The organism is Phocaeicola sp. RTP21198st1_B8_RTP21198_201120 (assembly GCF_040929485.1).
Classification (GTDB): Bacteria; Bacteroidota; Bacteroidia; order Bacteroidales; family Bacteroidaceae; genus Phocaeicola; species Phocaeicola dorei.
The window spans coordinates 1-20,910 of record NZ_JBCOCI010000015.1 but is presented as its reverse complement, the minus strand read 5'-3'; the positions used below and the strand labels follow the sequence as shown (position 1 = coordinate 20,910).

9 protein-coding genes are annotated in these 20,910 nt (G+C 39.0%); 4 read left to right on the top strand and 5 right to left on the bottom strand.

The window, feature by feature from the left end:
* Position 1 precedes the first annotated feature (1 nt).
* The 5 genes from AB5935_RS08740 to AB5935_RS08720 form a co-directional block, all read right to left on the bottom strand.
* Complete coding sequence (locus AB5935_RS08740; RefSeq protein WP_005845769.1) at positions 2-3,322, bottom strand: SusC/RagA family TonB-linked outer membrane protein; 3,321 nt, start codon at positions 3,320-3,322, stop codon at positions 2-4.
* Positions 3,323-3,761: 439 nt separating this feature from the next.
* Positions 3,762-5,747, bottom strand: coding sequence for a RagB/SusD family nutrient uptake outer membrane protein (locus AB5935_RS08735; protein WP_005845767.1), 1,986 nt, complete (start codon positions 5,745-5,747; stop codon positions 3,762-3,764).
* Positions 5,748-5,762: 15 nt separating this feature from the next.
* On the bottom strand, positions 5,763-8,990 hold the full coding sequence (locus tag AB5935_RS08730; RefSeq protein ID WP_007840918.1) for a SusC/RagA family TonB-linked outer membrane protein: 3,228 nt from the start codon (positions 8,988-8,990) through the stop codon (positions 5,763-5,765).
* A 747-nt stretch (positions 8,991-9,737) separates the two neighbouring features.
* Positions 9,738-11,444 carry a PNGase F N-terminal domain-containing protein gene (locus AB5935_RS08725; protein WP_038611656.1) on the bottom strand — a complete coding sequence of 569 codons (1,707 nt, stop codon included), beginning with the start codon at positions 11,442-11,444 and terminating at the stop codon, positions 9,738-9,740.
* A gap of 78 nt (positions 11,445-11,522) precedes the next feature.
* Complete coding sequence (locus AB5935_RS08720; RefSeq protein WP_007832967.1) at positions 11,523-12,161, bottom strand: HU family DNA-binding protein; 639 nt, start codon at positions 12,159-12,161, stop codon at positions 11,523-11,525.
* 321 nt (positions 12,162-12,482) lie between these two features.
* Between AB5935_RS08720 and AB5935_RS08715 the strand changes: the two genes are divergently transcribed.
* From AB5935_RS08715 to AB5935_RS08700, 4 genes are all read left to right on the top strand, one after another.
* Positions 12,483-13,634: a VapE domain-containing protein gene (locus AB5935_RS08715; RefSeq protein ID WP_008656990.1), complete on the top strand. Its 1,152-nt coding sequence runs from the start codon at positions 12,483-12,485 to the stop codon at positions 13,632-13,634.
* 335 nt (positions 13,635-13,969) lie between these two features.
* Entirely contained in the window at positions 13,970-17,371 is a 3,402-nt protein-coding gene (locus AB5935_RS08710) for a SusC/RagA family TonB-linked outer membrane protein (RefSeq protein ID WP_038611653.1), read from the top strand.
* 21 nt (positions 17,372-17,392) lie between these two features.
* Positions 17,393-19,306, top strand: a complete 1,914-nt coding sequence (locus AB5935_RS08705; protein WP_007832971.1) for a SusD/RagB family nutrient-binding outer membrane lipoprotein — start codon at positions 17,393-17,395, stop codon at positions 19,304-19,306.
* Between the two features lie 327 nt (positions 19,307-19,633).
* On the top strand, positions 19,634-20,827 hold the full coding sequence (locus tag AB5935_RS08700; protein ID WP_038612637.1) for an ATP-binding protein: 1,194 nt from the start codon (positions 19,634-19,636) through the stop codon (positions 20,825-20,827).
* Positions 20,828-20,910 lie beyond the last annotated feature (83 nt).

Below are 20,910 nucleotides of genomic sequence, written 5' to 3'. Positions count from 1 at the left end.
ATTAAAATGAAACAGATAAACCAAATAATACAGTTCTTGGAGTAGGATAACGTCCATTATCAATACCACGACCATATTCTGTACTTACAGCCGGTTCCGGAGATGTACCTTCATAACCAGTTATATAAAACAAATTCTGACCTGTGACATAAACAGAAGCATCCGTCATGAAACATTTACTGATTAGTGATTTCGGTAATGTATAACTTAATGTAAGCTCTCGCAAACACAAATAATCCCCCTTTTCATAATAATGAGAATTGTTGTTATCAGCAGCAGTTAAACCATTATTAGAACGTGTGATATTCTTTTTGATATTCTGATCGCCAAAATAATATTTAGATAAATCTGTGTTCGGATTATCTTCTGTCCACATATCTTTCACATCAGTTATAATATTCCATGTGCCTTGATACTGGCCCAATGTACGAGCCTTTAAATCATTATACAATGTATGTCCTAATGCATAATCAAAACGTCCATACAACGACCAATTTTTATAGCTGAATGTAGTAGAGAATCCACCGGTTATATTAGGAAATATATTACCAACGACATAACGGTCATATGAATCTATCACATCATTTCCATCCATATCCTCCCAACAAACATCTCCTGGTTCAATAGGTTTCCAACCTTGTTTACCTGCATATTCTGCTGCCTTACCCGGACCATACAAATTTGCGACATTATCAATTCGATTGTTTGCATATTTTTTTACATCATCCCAATCTTTAAAAATATGATTTTGTTTATAGGCAATAAGCTCACCTAACTTTCCACCTTCCTGGCGGCCGCCAACCCATACTAACTCTCCTTTATTAGGATCCCATACCTGAGCACCACCTACACGGTTATTAACCTCCTTATTGTCAGGCAATTTTATAATTTTATTAGCTACAGTAGAAAGGTTTGCTGTCATATCCCAAGTGAATCCACCTTTATTTATGATATTAGCACGTACTTCCGCTTCAAAACCAGAATTACGAAGAGTACCCAAATTAGTAGCAATCTTATCAAATCCTGTATACCCTGGTAAAGCAAGATCGGTAAGCAAATCTTTTGTCTTGCGATTATAATAATCCAGAATAAAGCTCAAACGATTATTGAAGAAACCAATATCAAGTCCGGCTTCAAAGCTTTGGCTCTGTTCCCAACGTAACCCTGTATTAACCAATGCACTATTGTATATACCGGTTTCACCACCATAAGGTTTCGTTGTTGCATACTCACCATATACCGTATAATTACCTAAACCGTTCACATTACCATTCACACCATAACTAAGACGAGGTTTAAAGGTGGAAATCAAATCAGAAACGTTGGAATCCTTCCAAAACTGCTCTTCTGTAATATTCCATCCGGCAGAAACTCCAGGGAAAAATCCCCATCTATTATCCTTCAATTTAGAAATACCATCATAACGGAACACAACAGAAAGTAAGTATTTCATTTCATAGTTATAATTCAGACGTCCAAAACTAGAAAGTATTCGATAAGCACTCTTAGTAGTACTAGTTTCAGTGCGAGTTGCGCCTACATTTAAAGTAGGGATATCATCAGTAGGAGAATTTTGAGTTTTTGCCGCAAGCTTAAACTGATCATAAGTAAAATATTCACCCCCTAACATGACCTCCAAATTATGCTTATCAGCAAAAGTGTCGGTATAAGTCAATGTAGCATTATATTGCTGTTGAGTATAACGTTCCTGCTCCACAGAAGCCTCACGTGTTGTATTTGTATCTTTATTCTCCAATTGGTACGCTTTATTAAATTTTTCCACCATGTAATCATAACGATACAAAGAAGCGTTACCGTTTAACACTAATTTCTTTGGAAGAATATCCAATTTAAATCCTATATTATAAGTGCTTTTATTCGTTCCGTCAGAATACAGTAATTTATCTCTGAAATAAGCGGGATTACCATCGGAAATATTAGTATCAGCCGAATTAGGACTACCATCCTCATTCCAAGGATTCCAAGTAGGACGCATACCACGTGTACGATAAAAGAACTCATAAGTACCTGTCCATGACAATGTAGGCTGTGTAGACCAGGAATAAGTAGTTCCTGCATTTATTGTCAAAAATGGGAAGAGCTTATAGGAGCCGTTCAAGGAGCCATTAAAACGTTGATAACCAGTTCCAACGACCTGACCATCCTCATCATAATACCCTAAACTGGCAGCAAAAGTTCCTTTATCATTTCCACCATTGATACTGATATAATGATCTTGCATCAACGCAGGTGAATTAAAAATCTCATCATCCATAGCTCCATGATAATCTTTATAAACCAACTGTTTACCAGAGTAAGGATCAGTCATCGTCTGCCATCCTTGATTCACCAAATCCTCATTGCCTTCCAAATAACGTACATCATAGTTATTTTTAGTTGTACCACAACCATTCTGAGTATCAGGATTCCATCCATCACTATATCCTGCTACCGCTTGGTTAGCATTTTTAAATCCTAGTCGAGTATAATACAAATAATCACCAGCATTCAGATATTCATATCCTTTGCGGGCAAAGTTCATACCCATCTTGAATTTATAATTAACATCTACTTTTCCCTCTTTACCTTTTTTCGTTTCAATCAAGATAACACCCCCATTAGCACGAGCACCATAGATAGCCGTCGATGCAGCATCCTTCAAAACCTGGATAGATTCTATATCCGAGGAGTTAATATCTGCCATATTATTACGCACTATTCCATCAACAATAATTAATGCGGCACTATTATCCCCCGTAATTGTTGCTCCCCCACGCAAAGTTATATTAGGTGAGCTACCTGGCTGCCCTGTAGTATTGACAACACGTAATCCCGATACAGATCCTTGTAATGACTGTCCCACATTACTATAAGCCGCCTTCTTTAAGACCTGGTCATCCATTTTAGTAATAGCAGTAGTCAAAGCTGCACGTTTTTGAGAACCACCATAGCCGACAACAACAACTTCATCCAAAGTTTGAGTATCATCTTTCAAAATAACATTCAGCGGAGTTCCATTCCATTTCATTTCTTGAGTGATATAACCAACGAAAGAAATCTGAATAACATCTCCATTCTTTACATCATTTAAAGTGAAATTACCATCAAAATCTGTGATGGTACCATTGGTAGTTCCTTTTACTACCACAGATGCACCAATAACAGTTTCCCCTGTAGCATCTTTGACAACACCTGTACAAGTTCCACTCTGTTGTGTGATTTTCAAATCGGTAACGCCGGGACTGGCAACCGCGTATGCTGCTCCGGTAGAGGCACCCATTAGGAACAGCATCATGCTGACTGATTTTAGTCGTTTTAACATAGCTGTGATTCTTTAAATATTTATTAAAAATCAACCAGTTTAAGATATTATTCTTAAACTAAACCAAGATTGACGCTGCAAATATATAATATATTTGATATATTTAAGAACATAAACAAAAATATTTTATTATAACCTCCGTTATTTAATAAAACATTAAATCATCACACATTATCATTCACCTTTATTTTATTTATATTCACTTGAAAATAGTTTATTTTATGCATTAATATAACAATAGATCACCGCATCACATATGCCCTCGACTATGAAGTTCTTTATTCATGATACTCTTCACTATAATGTTTCATCACACCTTCAGACAGATAAGCGATGCCTACCTTCAAAAGGCAAAATACACGCTTAAGAAATAAATGCCTTAAATAAAAGCAGGGAAGCCCAAAAAGACTTCCCTACAAAATAATATCAATATATATTCTTATTCGACCGAAACAGCCCCTGTACTAGCCTCATATTTCCATCCTGGATTTTGATAAACCGAAGATGAGGTGAAGTCATTGGGATCTGATGCAGTCTGACGGAATACAGCCACCCCAATGGGCTCTAAATAATGGGCAGGAGTAAAGAGGAATCCCTTTTGTTTTGCAATGGTATTATTTTCCAATATTTTTTCGTATGGAAGTATATACACACTTGATTCAGGAGAAGACATATTTCCTGTTGACGGATTTACTATACAAAGATCTTTTAATTGTTCCTCATATACACTACCCCAATAACGCATACCTTCCGTGCGATAAGGAGTCGTTTTAAACTGATCAAGTGCCCTCCAGCGTTTCAAATCATCCCATCGGAAAGCTTCAGCACAAAGTTCATTACGGCGCTCACGACGAATATTATACAAAGTCGGATCAATCATAGTTCCATGTGAATAAGCGGCAAAATCCCCTTTTGCTTCTTCCAGCATATTAGTTGCGGCAATTGTCTTATTATAATCCGGATCTACTTTTGCACGTGTACGTAACGCTCTCCAATATCCATCTGCCGTTCCGTCAACAGTTCCATTCTTCTCGTATGAAGCTTCCATATAGATAAGCATAGCTTCCGCACCACGGAAAACAATACCTCCAGAGGTACCGGCAGAATGGTCATTCGCCATATGAGTTGAATAATGTTTACCCTTCTTTACAATATAACCTGTTGTTGCTAAACTGCCCGCATCACCGAATATCAAACTGATTTGACAAATACTGGGTGTACCATCATCACCATAATAATTCACATCTCCCGGCTTTTTAGTGAATATACCAAGACGAGAGTCACGATTCTGTACCGTAGCAACTACACCTTCCTTCTCCCAATCGGGATTATACCCCGAACCACTGGCATAAACAGGCAAACCATTACGCATAAGGAATGAATTGACCATACCACGTGTCCAGCCTGATCCACCACCATTACGACAAAGTTCCATCTGCAAATTACTGGTTACCCCCAATGATTCATCAAATTTTTTCCACATTAGAATCTCCTTATACCCTTCCATATTCTCATCACAGAACATGGTATAATATGGATTGATAGAAACCAATGAAGCATTCATTCCTTCCGGAGTATCTGTATTCTCTGCTAAATTGCCTACCATTTGGTCTGCAACAAACTTCGAAGCAGCAATCGCTTCATCAAGGAAATAATTAATTTCCACATCAGCATCATAACCTTGCGCATCTTTACCCGGCCATCCGCTTCCTCCCGGTACAAAAGCTGTACCACGATGATATTTTTCCCAAGTAGCTTCATATAAAGCTACACGAGCATGAAGCAAATAAGCTACATTTTTAGAAATACGATTTTTACCACCCGGAGGATTATTCAACAACATGTCTTCCGCCTTTTTTAAATCTTCAATAATAAAACGAGCAACCTTATGACGCGGTTGGCGCTTGCTAGCTTCCACCAATTCACCTTGAATATCGGGAAGTGCCGTTGTGACAATAGGCAGATCACCAAATTTTGTAAAAAGTTGAAAATAGCTATATGCACGGTTCACGTACATTTCTCCAATGTAATGTTTCACATTATCTTGGTTACCAGTTATAGCTCCCTCCTCATATCTTGGTAATACTTGGTCAAAAAAGTAGTTGCATGAACGAATATCCTCCCATTTCCACTCGCCACGGTCGGCAGCAACTTTTTTCTCACCAGGAATCCAAAACGAATTACTTGTTCCGCTTGCCTGATTATCTGTATCATTATCTTTTCCAAAAAGATTAATGCCATACTTATCATCCACAGTAACAAACTTATAGTTATTTATGGCATAAGCTGCTAAATCCGCTTCTGCAGAAAAGAATTTTTCAGGAGTAACCTTATCCAATGGTTCTCTATCCAAGAAGTCATTACAACTTGTCAGGCTGCCCATCAGCAAAGCTCCGATAGTTAAATATTGAATATAATTTTTCATATAGATCTTATTTTATTAAAAGGTTGCACTTAATCCGAATGAAATAGTCTTTGACAATGGGTAAGTACATCCTTCCCAATTGCCTACACCTATTGTTTCAGGATCAAAAGTATCACACAGATTGGTTATAGTAAACAAATTCTCTGCAGACACAAAGAAACGTAAATTATTCACGTAGAATTTTTTAGTCAAATCTGCCGGTAAAGTATATCCCAACGTTACGTTTTTCAAACGACAATAAGCAGCATTTTGCATATAGCGACTTTGTGCTTTACGATTCTTGTCGCTTTCTAAAGGACGTGGATAATACCCGTCGACATTCGCTCCTAGCGGGCTCGTTGTATCAGCAGGACGGAAATAGTCTAAGTGAGGCTCAAAAAAATTGGTCTGCCAATACCCTACAGCTCCCCAAAACATCATACTTTCAGCACCCGATCCCGGCATATAGTCACGTTTCAATGTTCCTTGGAAGAACACTTTCAAGTCAAAGCCTTTATAAGCCGCATCCAAATTCAAGCCAAAGTTATATCGTGGTGTCTTATTACCCAGCAAAACTTTATCTCCATGATTGTCTGCTGTATTATCTTTTGCACTTATCACACCGTCACCATCCAAATCGGCATACATTATATCACCTGCTCCCCAGTTGGAACCCATAGAAGATTGGTCCACCTTCGCCAGATGCGCATCCATTTCCGCCTGAGTCTTAGCTATTCCTATTGTCTGATATCCCCAAAGATCTCCCAAATGTGCCCCATCATAATATGTTTGGCCTAAATCTTTTGACGGATTAGGATATTTATCAATTACAACCTGGTTGTCGGATAAAGCCAATGTGACACCATATCTGAAATCACGTATCTGATCACGCCAGCTTACTTGTAATTCCCAACCTTTCGAAGTCATATTCAGATTATTCACATTTGGAACGGCAATACCTAAGATTGTTGGTAATTCCTGTCCCGGCCCAACCATATCAATTGACTTACGCTGGAAATAATCAAAATTCAAATTAAAACGATTGTCCAGCATACCAAGATCAAAACCAATATTTAAAGTTTGGGTCTTTTCCCAACCTAACAATGCCGAAACGAGACTGGACTCGGCTGCAGTATTAGGTTTCAAGCCATTGACCAACCAACCGCCATTATTTTGTTTATAATCAATAATGCGATAAAAAGGATACCAATTATCTGTATTTTGATTACCAAGTTCACCCCATGAGCCACGAACTTTCAATGTATTGACAATATTAGTATACTTCTCAAAAAAGGCCTCACGTGCCACATTCCAGCCTAAAGAGAAAGAAGGGAACCAATTCCAACGTTGATCGCGTAAAAAACGTGAAGAACCGTCATAACGCAGATTCGCCTCAACCAGATAGCGACCTTTGTAATCATAATTGATACGACCAAAAAAACCGGCTGTTGCCCATTCCTGATAGCCACCACTGGCACGTGCATTATCCGTAGTTGTATTTAAAGTAGGAATGCCAGACATTATGTTATTTTGTTTTGCAGTAATATCACGTTGTTTAAACAACTCACTTTGAAAACCGACCATTGCTTTCATATTATGCCCGTTTTCTAACTCCAATGAATACTCTGTAAAGATATTCGGATTAAAGAAATTGCTTTTATATGCATATTCTGTTACTCCCGAAGTTGTGTTGGCAATAGCATATGGGTTCTTGTTTACATCATAAGCATAAACCGTTTGATAATCCGTATGCGAGAAATTATAATTACTACGATAATTTAATTCAATAGTGGTTTTCCAATTTTTAATTGGTTCAATAAGAAACTGGAGTTGTTGTGCCACAACGTCATTCTGAGTATTATAACGTCCCCCTTCAGTCAATTGGTAAATTTTAGACTCTGCGGTATAAAAACCGTTAGGATCTACAACAGGAATTACAGGCCAATAACGGCATACATCAAAATAAAATACATTTTCCTTATTCTCGCCGGCACTTGCAAAGGAAGGGGAACTATAATCAATACGATTAAAACGAACACTATACCCTACTTTCAACCATTTTGCCAAATCCGCATTGATTTTACCAGTAAATGAATAGCGTTGTCTGCCATCATCCCCATATTTCAATAATCCTCCTTCATCCAGATAATTGGCAGACATATAATACTGCATTACATCCGTACCACCATTTACACTAATTGAATGCTCCTGAGTAAAACTATCACCAAACAACTCATGCAACCAATCAGTATTAGCGGTTGGCATAACATCCTGACGATTTGGGTCATCAAATGCATTCCAACGTCCAGCATCCGTAGCCCACATATATTGTGTAGATTTACCATGCTGATAATCCAAAATTTGTTGCAATTTCTTCTCACTATACATTGGCGACTGTCCTCCATTGGTCAGCTGGTCGTTGATAGCTAATGCAAAACTGTATGAATCTGCCATATGAGGCATATTCAATGGAGAGTTAAATCGGAAATTATTATTATAATTAATAGATGGTTTTCCTGACTTACCTTTTTTAGTAGTAATCAAAATGACACCTCCCGGCGCACGTGAACCATAAATAGAAGACGCAGCAGCATCTTTCAAAACAGAAATATTCTCAATATCCTGTGGATTAATAGCATTAATATCCCCTTCCATTCCATCAATCAGCACCAAAGGAGATACTGATGAGCCTTTACCAATAGTTCCTGTACCACGAATATTGAATTCTTTGTTACCTTTCAATGAACCACCATCACTACTTGTTGAAATATTCATGCCAGGAACAACTCCTTGCAGAGCTTCAACCGTAGAACTAACAGGACGTGCCGCAATCTCTTTCGCTCCGACAGTAGATACAGCACCGGTCACATTCACTTTCTTCTGCGTTCCAAATGCAACGACTACCACTTCATCCAAAGTCTGGGTATCATCTTTTAAAATAACATTCAAAGGGGTACCATTCCAAAGAACCTCTTGAGTAATGTAACCGACAAAAGAGATCTGAATGATATCTCCTTTTTTTACATTTGACAAAGAAAAGTCACCGTCAAGTCCGGTAATAGTACCATTAGTCGTACCTTTCACTACTACAGATGCACCAATGACAGTTTCACCCGTAGCATCCTTGACAACTCCTGTACATGTACCACTTTGTTGTGTGATTTTCACGTCGGTAACGCCGGGATTGGCGACCGCGTATGCTGCTCCGGTAGAGGCACCCATTAGGAACAGCAACATACTGACTGATTTTAGTCGTTTTAACATAGCTGTGATTTTTTAAAGTTTATTGAAAATCAAGTAATTCCGTTTCATTAGTTCCTTCAGAACTATGTTTTTCAATTTAATTTAGATTAACGATGCAAATATATAACAATTTTAATATATATAAAGGGTCTCTTGAAAAATATTTTTAATATGCTCTGATTTTTAACGTTTGAGATGTTCAAAGCATCTTATTTAAAGAGAGAACTGGTAACTTTTACGGAACTTTCTTGAAATGATTTATATTGTTTTTTCATTGAATATTTACCGTTTGTTTGGTAGTTGGTAGAAAACAGGTAACGTTTATTGAGATAAGAACCAAAAGAAAACAGGTGATGTCAGTTCATGCTGTTTGTCTATTGCTAGAGAAAATATACCTTTTATCTATAAAATGTGAAAGAATTGCAGGAAGGGTATATTCGCTTTGATTGAACCTGTGTTTGGCTGCTGTGCTATATGCTTTCCTTAGGAATGCCATACATACGACGAGTATATGAACGTCTTGATGGTTCAGAATGATATGTTGGATTCTGCCAAGTTGGAAGAAGGAATAGAAGAACATAGAAAGGAATAGCGAAAGAGAGAAAGAAGTCCCAATAAGCCGTAGTCGTAATCTTAAGTCCTTGAACTTGCTATGGGGCAAATTGCATAGGGCACAAAGTTGTCCCTTGAGGAGATAGAAAAGTTGGAACACTCCTTGTCCTGCGATAACAGAAACATTTCTGTTACCGCAGGACAAAAGAATTTACATTAATAAATAAGTGTACCCGAGATACACCAATAACTATTACTTTCCCCTTCAGGAGCACCCTGTGGTATTTTTACGGTGATGCTGTGTTCACCCGCCTCCAGATCACCTAAATAAATGTATTCGGGATTGGTCACCGTACCCGGGCACCAGTTGGAACGGCTCAGGTCGGAAGAACTCAGCCCATTGGAGAAATTACCCGAACAAGGATTCCAGTTACGATAAGTTCCACAGTCATCTCGCCAAGGTACGAAAGAGATCACTTTTTCACCGTCCAAATAGAGGGTGTTAGGTTTCTGGTTGAACTCATCACCGCCTCCCCAACCGCCATGTCCCGTGGTGAGGTAGTACAGACGGGCATTCTTGGCAGGCTCCTTCAAGGTGAATTTTACGATCAGAGAATCCTGACGCATGAAAATCGGATAAGGCTGTCCTGCCTGCTCTAGATAATTCACTGTATTGAACAGCGGAAGAGTGTTATAAACCCGATGTTCTTCATCAGGATAATACTTCAGTTTCAACGACAGACGATGCCCTTTGGCATCCCAGTTGCCGATGTAAGCGCCAATCCAAGCTTCTCCTTCCAACTTTTCGGCCAGTGGGGTTACCTCCATTTTGTAAAGTACGGAGTCCACCCAGTCCTGCCCCTTCACCTTATTATAATTGAACTTGCGCACACCGAAACCGGTGAAGAAACGCATCAATTCTAAAGGCACATCATACTCCGCTGTAGAAATCAGCCCGTGGTAATCCATATTTTCCGAGTGAAAAGAGGGAACTTTTTTCAAATCACGCATGGCATCAAGAAAAGACAGCCGCTTGCTTTCCGGTATCAGAAAGACAGAACCGATGCGGTCGTAAGCATCGCCGTCCGAGTATTGAACAACTTCCGCAAAGACGGTGCGATTCTTCACATAGTCGGGTAACTTCACTTTCTTTAACAGAATGGTGCCGCCTCCAGCACTGTATTGTACACCTTCTTTCAGTACTTCGGGCAATTTAGTGTTGTTGAAGCAGATGCTCTGTTGGTCGAAGACCGGAATTGTGATAACTCCACTTTGGTTGATGGTATATTGGTAGTCGGCCGCATCCATGCTTTTCCCCCACGACTGTGGCAATACATCCTTTCCTTTCTTCAGTGGGGTAATATGGGTAGCCTCTTGAATCATGTCACCGTTTCGCACGACCCTCAGTACCAATCCGTCAGGTACACCCACATTGGCTTGCGGAGTACCACGAAAAGGGATGTCGTTGGTATACCATACCTCGATAGTGTTGGAATTGATGGATGTTCGCAAAATTTTGCAGTTCATCCCTAAGTGTTTTCCTTCGCCCGTTTGCGTGAAGCCTTTGCCGAATTCGAAGGGAGTGACCGCAGATATCACTTGTCCGTTGGGGAGTTCAGCCCTGCGGTATGCCTGCCGGGTGGTGTAGTCGATGTAACTGTCGGTTACAGGTGTCTTGTCTTCCGGGCGGGGATCGGGACGGTCATTTTGCTCCGGCCATACGTTGGTCAATGATACGCGGTCACCGGACACGGTCATCAACAAATGTCCCGGCCGGACTCTCCCTTTGTAATTCGATTGGTAGGTCACCTCGATACCTTGCGCATTCTTCACTTTTCTAGGGTAGTTCTGCGCGTAGATCGTTCCGGTGCTAAGCAGGAAGCACAAGCCGATTCCTACGTCTTTCAAGATGGTTCTTTTCATTTTTTCTTATTTTAAAGTATGATATAACAATTCGTTTTACATGAAACACAAAATCCTCCCTTCACCCTATCCGACTCGTTACCAGCGATCTGCGGTGTAGGAACGTCCGTAATGCCCTTTAACCGGTATGTAGGCAGTGGCATTTTTGTAGCCCTCGCGTTGTAATGACGGATGCTCTCCTTGAGTCAATGTTTGCAGGCGACGGTAAGCGGTAGAACGAGTCATTCCGCAGACCTGCTGCATCCGGGCGCAGGTGATGCTGCGATGATCTTTAAAATATTCACTCAGCAACCCGTCTACTTCGATAGGCGACAAGTCCACCGTGTGCACCTTGTATCGTTCTCTTACAAAATGCGCCCGGTTTATAATACTCTTCTTGAAACTTTTTTCGGGCTGAAAGTTGATTCCTGTTATCTGTACTGTGCCACGGGTCATTTTCTTAGGATTTTCACTCTCTGTGGAGCCGATGCTGACAGAGAAATACCCTAATCCGTTGATATGGATTCGCTTGCCGTCACCTAATTTCTCGGACAGAATATCTATCAGTCCCTCTACCACTGCCGCCCAGTCCGAGCGGCTTACTGAAGTATAAAGTGTAGTTTCGTGTATCAAGTCCTTCGAGTGAATCGTCTGCTTGTTGGTATTTCTCACATGGTATTTTTTCTTTTCCCCGTCATTTGCCGGAGATTCATAGATATCAAATTTAATGTCTGACATAATGTACTATGTATTTGTTTTATTTATAGGATGTTATCGTGCAAACTTACAAAACTTACAAAACATTCCGTTGCTTCACCTTAGTGAAGCGGCAGTTTCACCTGTGTGGCAACGGCTCTTCACTAAAGTGAGAAGGCATATTCACGTCAGTGAGAACCCAGATTCTTCCGGACGAAGATACGGATTCTTTCGTCCTCTTGCAAAGATTCTGCCGTAAATGTTTCACACGTTGGATTTATTTTAAATTGTCGGGCAAAGTTCTTGCAAAACTCTGTTTTGCAGAACTATCTTCACACCTCAAATCAATAAAAAACAGATTTAATGGAAAAAGAAAAAGACTCAAAACTGAAACAAGCCATGAAAGGGCTTGATTCGTTCCTCACCACTCATTATTCCTTTCGTTACAACCAAATAACAGAACAATGCGAATTTCATGACAAGCACAAGTTCGATAAATACCGTGTGGTGGATGAGCGAGAATTCAATACATTGGTTATTAATGCAATAGAAGAAGGTGTGAACTGTATGGACCGTGATATGCGCCGTTATTTGGGTTCGTCACGCATTCCTTCTTTTCACCCCGTGACAGCCTATTTGGAACATCTGCCACACTGGGACGGACACGACAGAGTAAGCGAGCTGGCACGCTCGGTAAGCGATGAAACGCAATGGGTGGAGGTGTTTCATATCTGGATGCTGGGCATGGTGATGCAATGGAGCGGTAAAAACCGGATGCATGGCAACTGCTTGATTCCCATTTTGGTTAATCCCCTTCAGGGACTGAAGAAGTCTACCTTTTGCCGGTCGCTCCTTCCACCAGCGTTACGTGGATATTATACCGATGACTTCGATGTAACTCGCGAGGGGGATGCCCTGCGCAAAATGCGCTCTTTGGCTCTTATCAATATAGACGAATTCAATCGGATGGAAGAAGGTAAACTGGCACGGCTGAAGAATCTAGTCCAAATGAGCGGTCTTAGTATGCGCCGTCCGTTTCAAAGCAGCTATAGCCAGCAACCGCGCCTTAGTTCATTTATTGGCACTTCCAATTTTTGCGATCTGCTGACCGATTCCTCCGGTAACCGCCGTTTTTATCCGGTGATGACCAAAGGGAGTATCCGTTTGCCTCGCATCAATTATAAACAACTTTATGCTCAGTTAAGAGATGAACTAAAACATAACCGCCGCTATTGGCTCTCACCCACAGAAGAACAGGCTGTCAGTTTACGTAATGACGCATTTTTGCGCCGCCCCATAGAGGAAAGCCTTTTTTATAGCTGCTTCAGTCTGCCCCAGGATGGGGAGAAGTTTCAAAGATGGACTATCGGACAGATTTATGAAGTGATGAAAAGGGCCAGTCCCGAAACCATGCGTGATGTCAAGATGAGAGTCTTCGGAAAACATTTAGCCCTGATGGGAGTGAAAAAATTACGTACCCACTATGGCGACCAGTATCTGCTGAACCGGCTCTAACTGATAAACCATTTCGAGGGAATGCTGAAAGTTCTGTCACCGTATAATATTGAAGCCCAGCGATATGTGGTGATAGAACAAAAAGTATTGCAATGCAGTATTCATTAACCCTATCCTGATTTAAATTTGACTATGATAACGGGATAATAGCTAGTAGAAAACAGGTAGAAATCACAAATTTATTTCCTGTTTGTAAATTCAAGGACAAAGATCATCTTAAAACCACTAAAGTAAATATGTTCTGATTATCAGACACATAGCTGTAAGAGTAGTTCTGAAGGAACTAATGAAACGGAATTACTTGATTTTCAATAAACTTAAAAAAAATCACAGCTATGTTAAAACGACTAAAATCAGTCAGTATGTTGCTGTTCCTAATGGGTGCCTCTACCGGAGCAGCATACGCGGTCGCCAATCCCGGCGTTACCGATGTGAAAATCACACAACAGACAGGGACATGTACGGGTATCGTCAAGGATGCTACGGGAGAAGGTGTTATCGGTGCATCTGTAGTAGTGAAAGGGACTACGAATGGTACTATCACAGGGCTTGACGGTGACTTCTCTTTAAGTAATGTAAAGGAAGGGGATATCATTGTTATCTCTTTCGTTGGTTATGCTACTCAAGAAATAAAATGGACCGGAAAACCTCTAGATGTTCTTTTGAAAGATGATACTCAATTGTTGGGTGAGGTAGTTGTAACCGCTTTAGGAATGAAGCGTGAAGAAAAAGCTTTGGGTTATGCAGTAACCGAATTAAAAAGTGAAGAGTTATATACCAATACAGTCAATCCGGTTGCATCATTACAAGGAAAAGTAGCTGGTGTAGAGATATCTAATTCAGACGGTGGTATCTTTGGTTCTGCTAAAATCCAAATTCGTGGTGCGTCAACCTTAGGAAGCAATAACCAGCCTATATACGTTGTCGATGGTGTCATTCTTGATAATTCCACTCAAGGACGTGATATGGATGGTGAAGAAATTGATGCAATTGATTATGGTAATGAATTGAAAAACTTGAACCCGGATGACTTTGAAACAGTATCTGTACTGAAAGGTGCCGCAGCCACAGCGCTTTATGGTTCTAGAGGTTTGAACGGCGCCGTAGTTATTACCACCAAAGGTGGAGGAAAGTTCAAAGGATTCGGTGTAGATGTTACTCAAACATTAGGTATCGACCACGCCTACAAACAACCCAGTATTCAAACTGTATATGGACCTGGAGCCCGTCCAGGTAGAATCGGATATGGAGAAAATGGTAATACTTGGATTCCTACTTATTATACCAACGCAAAGGGAGAACCTTCATTAATCGGAGCGTCTACTTTAGGATGGGGACTCCCCTACGACAGTTCGGTAATGATTGAAGATTATGATGGCCGTAAAGTACCTTATTCTCCAATCAAAAATAATATGTTAGATATGTATCAATTAGGCTTTAACACTAATACTAATGTATCAGTACGTGGCGGTAATGAAAAAACATCATTCTATAGTTCTGTTTCTTACAAGAAAGTGAATGCCACCACTCCTAATAATACATTTGAACGTTACGCTTTCTTGGTAAAAGGTAGCCATAAAATCAGTGATAGAGTAGATGTTGCCGCATCTGTCAGTTTCGCCAATTCTAAGCCACGCAATGCTGCTCGTGCCGTAGGTGAATATTTCTACCAAGGATTAACCCCATTATATGATGCTAAGTACTATCGTGATAAATATTTAAGTGAACAAGGTGGTATTGCACGTTCTGGAGATACTTATGCCAATGTACCCGAATCCAGCAAAAGTTATTGGTTTAATATTGACAATATGGACTACAACCGTAAAGAAACCGTAGTACGTCCTATTTTAGAAGTCAATGTAAAAATTGCCGATTGGGTCCGTTTCAAAGGAGAAGGCAATATGAACTATGTATACATTCGTGAAGAAAATAAAGAACTTGGTACCGGAGTTGCTTACGAAGGAGGTAACTATAAATTAGCACAACAAACTAAAGAACAAACCACCTTTGCAGGAACTTTTACTTTTGATAAAGCAGTAAAAGATTTCAATTTGGGTGGTTTTATTCGTGGTGAATATTACAACAACTATCAGACTGCTTATTCTGTAGAAACTGATGGTTTGATTGTACCTGGGCAATTTTTCATAGGCAACAGTAAACGACAGGTCAAAGCAAGCGGAAAAATAGAAGGAACTAAACGGATGTTATCTGCAGTATTTGCTTTCAATGCTTCTTGGAAAAATCAATTATATTTAGATGTAACCGGGCGTAATGACTGGTCTTCAGCATTAGTTTATGCTAATAAGAACGGTAATTACTCATACTTCTATCCTTCAGTTTCCGGTTCTTGGCTGATCAGTGAAACATTCAAAGACAAAATGCCTTCATGGATTTCGTTTGCAAAAATTCGTGGTTCATGGGCACAAGTAGGTAATGATACAGGTGCTTACACTATTAATTCCGGTTACAATGTAGGTAATTTACAGTTAATAGATGGTAGCTATGTATATACAAATTCATTCTCAAGCACAGCCATTTCACCTAACTTAAAACCAGAACGGAAAAACGCTTGGGAAGTTGGTCTGGATTTACGTTTCCTAGACAATCGTATCAACCTAGATGCAACTTACTATAAAGAAAATACAAGAGATCAGATTATGAACATCTCTACACCATCTATTTCTGGTGTTAGCAATCAGTTAATTAACGCTGGTAATATTCAAAACAGTGGTGTAGAAATAGCTTTAAATACGATTCCTTTCCGTAATAAAGATTGGGAATGGAACTTAGATTTCACCTTTACAAAGAATAATAACAAGATTATCGAATTACACCCTGACGCTGCCGAATACATTGGCTTACGTGGTTCTACAGGATGGGGTAACATGCGTATCCAATCGGCAGCCAGAGTTGGCGGACCTTATGGCGTATTGATTTCCGATATAACTCCTAAAAGAGATGACAACGGCAATATCATTCTGAAATGGAGTGATTCTGACCGTTCTGCCTATGCTGATAGAAGCTTGAAAAATGAAGTGATCGGTGATATGAATCCAGACTTCTTAGGTTCTGTTTCGACCGGATTAACTTGGAAAAACTTAAGTTTCAGAATGGCCTTGGATATGCGTTTTGGTGGTAAAGTAGCTGTTTATGGTAATCGTTATGGTACAGCTTATGGATGGACAGAATCTTCTTTAAAATTCCGAGATGAGGCTCATGGCGGTATGACATGGACCAGCCAATATTTAAATGCGGATGGAAGTCAATCAGGAAGTTACGGTGTTACTTATCATGATGGTATGATCCCTCAAGGAATATTTGCTTCGGGGACTCAAGTTACAGGTATAGATGGTAAAACTCATGATGTAGGAGGTATGTCCTATCAACAAGCTTATGAAAATGGAATTCTTGAACCAATGCATGCTGCATCGTATTATAATTATGCCAACCAATGGGCAACAGGTGTAACAAATGACGGATGGATACATGATTTGAAATATATTGCTTTACGTGAAATTACCGTTGGGTATACATTCCCATCAAATATTGCCGGCAAAATTGGAGCAAAAAGATTGGGAGTAAGTTTCTCTGCACGTAATCTAGGATATCTATATAACTCACTACCTAACGACGTAAATCCTGAAGGTGTGCGTGGTAATTTGAGCGGTGAATTCCGTATTCGTAGTTTCGACCCATATACAGCTAATTACACAATGACTATAAATGTAGGATTCTAAACTTATAAAAAATTGAAGATTATGAAATTAAAATATATAATGGCAAGCTTTTTAATTGGCAGCTGTACTTTTATAAGCAGCTGCAAAGATGATTTTGCCGATATCAATACCAATCCAACTATCGTTTCAAAACCAGACCCTCGCTATTTATTTACTCAAGCATTAGCAAATTTTGATGGTCATGACTATTTTGCTTGGTATTACGATTACAATAATATGCTGAGATGGTCTCAAACAGTAGCTTCAACAGGAGGTAATGAAAACCTGATGACTACTATGTCCAATTCAGGCAAAATGGGATCACAAGTTTACAATGTAATGAACCAAGTAAATGAACTGACTTATATTGTAAATACAACTTTAGAGGGAGAAGAACAAGCAAAATATACTTATCTAAAAGCACTTTGTCAACCTTTAATGATTTACTTGGCTATGTGGGATACTGATATGTATGGCTCCATGGCATACACAGAAGCCTATCAAGCACGTTACGGAGGAACCCTCACTCCAAAATATGACACACAAGCTGAATTGTTTGATTTGTGGGAAAAACAATTGAAAGAAACTGTTGAAACATTAGCCAATGATGTAACTATTGATGGAAATAAAGTAACACAGCAGTCTTTAGGCTCACAGGATATCATCTACCAAGGCGATTATACCAAATGGTTGAAATTTGCCAACTCTCTCCGTTTAAAGCTAGCAGTTCGTTTAATTAACGAGGATAAGAATCGGGCACTGAATATTGTAAGAGACGCTGCCAAGTATCCTATTATGGATGGTTTGGAAGATGATTTCTTCTATAATAAAAGTGCTACAGACCGTCATATGCCTGGTGGAAATTCTATGGATAACCGTGGTGCAGGATCAATGCAATTAATCAACTTCATGCTTGAACATTTTGATCCACGTATCCGTGTCTTTTTCGAAAAGAATGATTATAATTCAATCGTCGTACAAGCATTCTATGACAAAGGACAAAGACTACCTTCATTTGTAGAGGAAAATGTCATATCAGAAGAAGTTAACGGCAAAAAGGTTTTCAAAGGCTGGAAAGCTCCTGGTGAACCTTGGGTACGTTATTACGGTTTACCGACAGAAGTAGAAGCCGGTTTAGCCGACCAGCACCCAGAATATGTTGATTATTTTGACAAAGCTGGTAAGCTGTGGAAAGTTTCAGATAAGGACGGCAATGGAGAAACAACTTATTATCCATATTCTCCATTAAATCAATATATGTTTGACAAAAAAGTCATTATAGATTATCCGGTTGCTCCAGGTGCGCCAAAAGTTCAGATTACAGATTTATACGCATGGTATGGATTGTATCTATCCACAGCAGAAGTAAACTTGTATCTGGCAGAACTTAAGTTACTAAGCCAAGGACAAGATATCGGTTTTTCAGGAAGCGCAGAATCCTATCTGAAAAAGGGAGTAGAATATTCAATGCGTGCTTATGACAAGTTAGCAGGTTTAAATCATATCCCCTATTATGACAATACATTTGGGCAAGACAAATTTGATGTAACCATTAAGTTGCAGGAAAATGAAGTCACTAGATTACTAAATGATCCTATCTTGACTTTAGATGGATCTACTACAGAGAATCTGGAAAAAGTATACTTGCAACAGTATATTCACTTTATTTTCTTCCCGGCTGATCAATATATCATGATGCGTCGTTCCGGATGTCCTATGAAAGAAAGTGATTTATATCCCATGCTGAACTTAAATCCTAAAGTAAGCAACTATCCATTACCTCGTAGATTTCAAGTGACGCAACCAACTGTAGATGATAAAATGGGAGATATCAAGAGAAAAGCATATCAAGATCAAGGATATTCCTATGGTCCGGAACCTACAATACTAAATACAGAACGAGTTTGGTATGATAAAAAAGCTCCGCAATTTGGTGAAGGACCTAATTTGAATTAATGGAAAAACAGTCTGAAATATGACGCTAGTCCAAGTTTATTAATAAAAAAGGAAGAGGTTATGTGATATATTCTCTTCCTTTTTTATTATACCCAAAATCATTTGATATTCTGATATCGGCAAAGCATATTATGCATAGGTCATAGAGCCACTTAACATAAGCCAAATAAAAAAGGGCAGTACACTTGGGCGAAGGTCTGAACTTTATTTAAACAAATGGTAATGTGAGCATTTTATTGCTGCAACTTTAAAAAAAAAACTCATTTTGTTTATCATGATGAACAATTTATTACTATTTTTGTAATGTGTGATAAACAAAAAGAAGAAATGGAACGATTATTTGAGTCCTTTATCAAGAAACTGGCTATAACAAATACTTCTTTTGTACGTAGCCTGATAAATGAGATAGAATGGAAAGCTCGTCTTATAGGTATAAAGGGGGCCCGGGGAGTTGGAAAAACAACTTTATTGTTGCAGTATATCAAACTGAACCTTCCAATGGATAAAACCGTACTTTATGCCAGTGTGGATAATATCTGGTTCAGTGAACATAAACTTTATGATTTAGCTTCCGATTTTGTAAAGCGGGGAGGAAAATATCTATTTCTGGATGAAGTACACAAATACCCCAACTGGTCTCAAGAACTGAAAAATATTTATGATGACTTACCTGAACTTCATGTAGTCTTTACAGGTTCGTCCTTGCTTGAAATCTTAAATGCCAAATCGGATTTGAGCCGGCGGGCAATTGTTTATGAAATGCAAGGTTTTTCTTTTCGCGAGTATTTAAACTGGAATGAAAAACTATCATTGCCGATATTAACTTTAAATAATATATTGGATAATCATCTGTCATTATCTGTCGGGATAGTAGACAAAGTTAAAGTTCTGAAACATTTTCCTGATTATTTGAAACATGGGTATTATCCTTATTACAATGAATTACCCGCTCTTTATTATTCAAGAATAAATGAAGTGGTCAATCTGATTGTGGAATTGGAAATTCCACAGTTAAGAGGGGTTGATATTTCATATACAACTAAAATTAAGCAGTTACTATATATCATTGCAGAGTCGGCGCCTTTTATTCCTAATGTCAGTAAACTAAGCGAACGGATAGGAATCTCGCGTAATTCATTGCTGGCCTATCTGGATGCCCTCCATGACAGCTGTCTGACTATGAATCTCCAAAAAGAAGGCTCCGGCATAAGCCGCTTGCAGAAACCTGATAAACTGTTTTTAGAGAATCCTAATTTAATGTATGCATTGTCTGCCAGTCAAATTGATATTGGAAATGTCAGGGAAACTTTTTTTGCCAACCAATTGCGTTATTGCCACAAAATAAACGTTTCTAAAGAGAGTGATTTCTTTATTGATGGACGCTATACTTTTGAAGTCGGTGGTAGAAACAAAGGTAAACAACAAATAAATGGACTTTCTGATGCATATATTGTTGCTGATGATATAGAGTATGGAATAAATAATAAAATACCATTATGGTTGTTCGGTTTTCTATATTAGTACTCTTTTCGGTAGAAAATAGATAGAAAATTGTATTTAAAAGCCCTTCTATAGACTTTTAAATACAATTTTTCTTTTTGAGA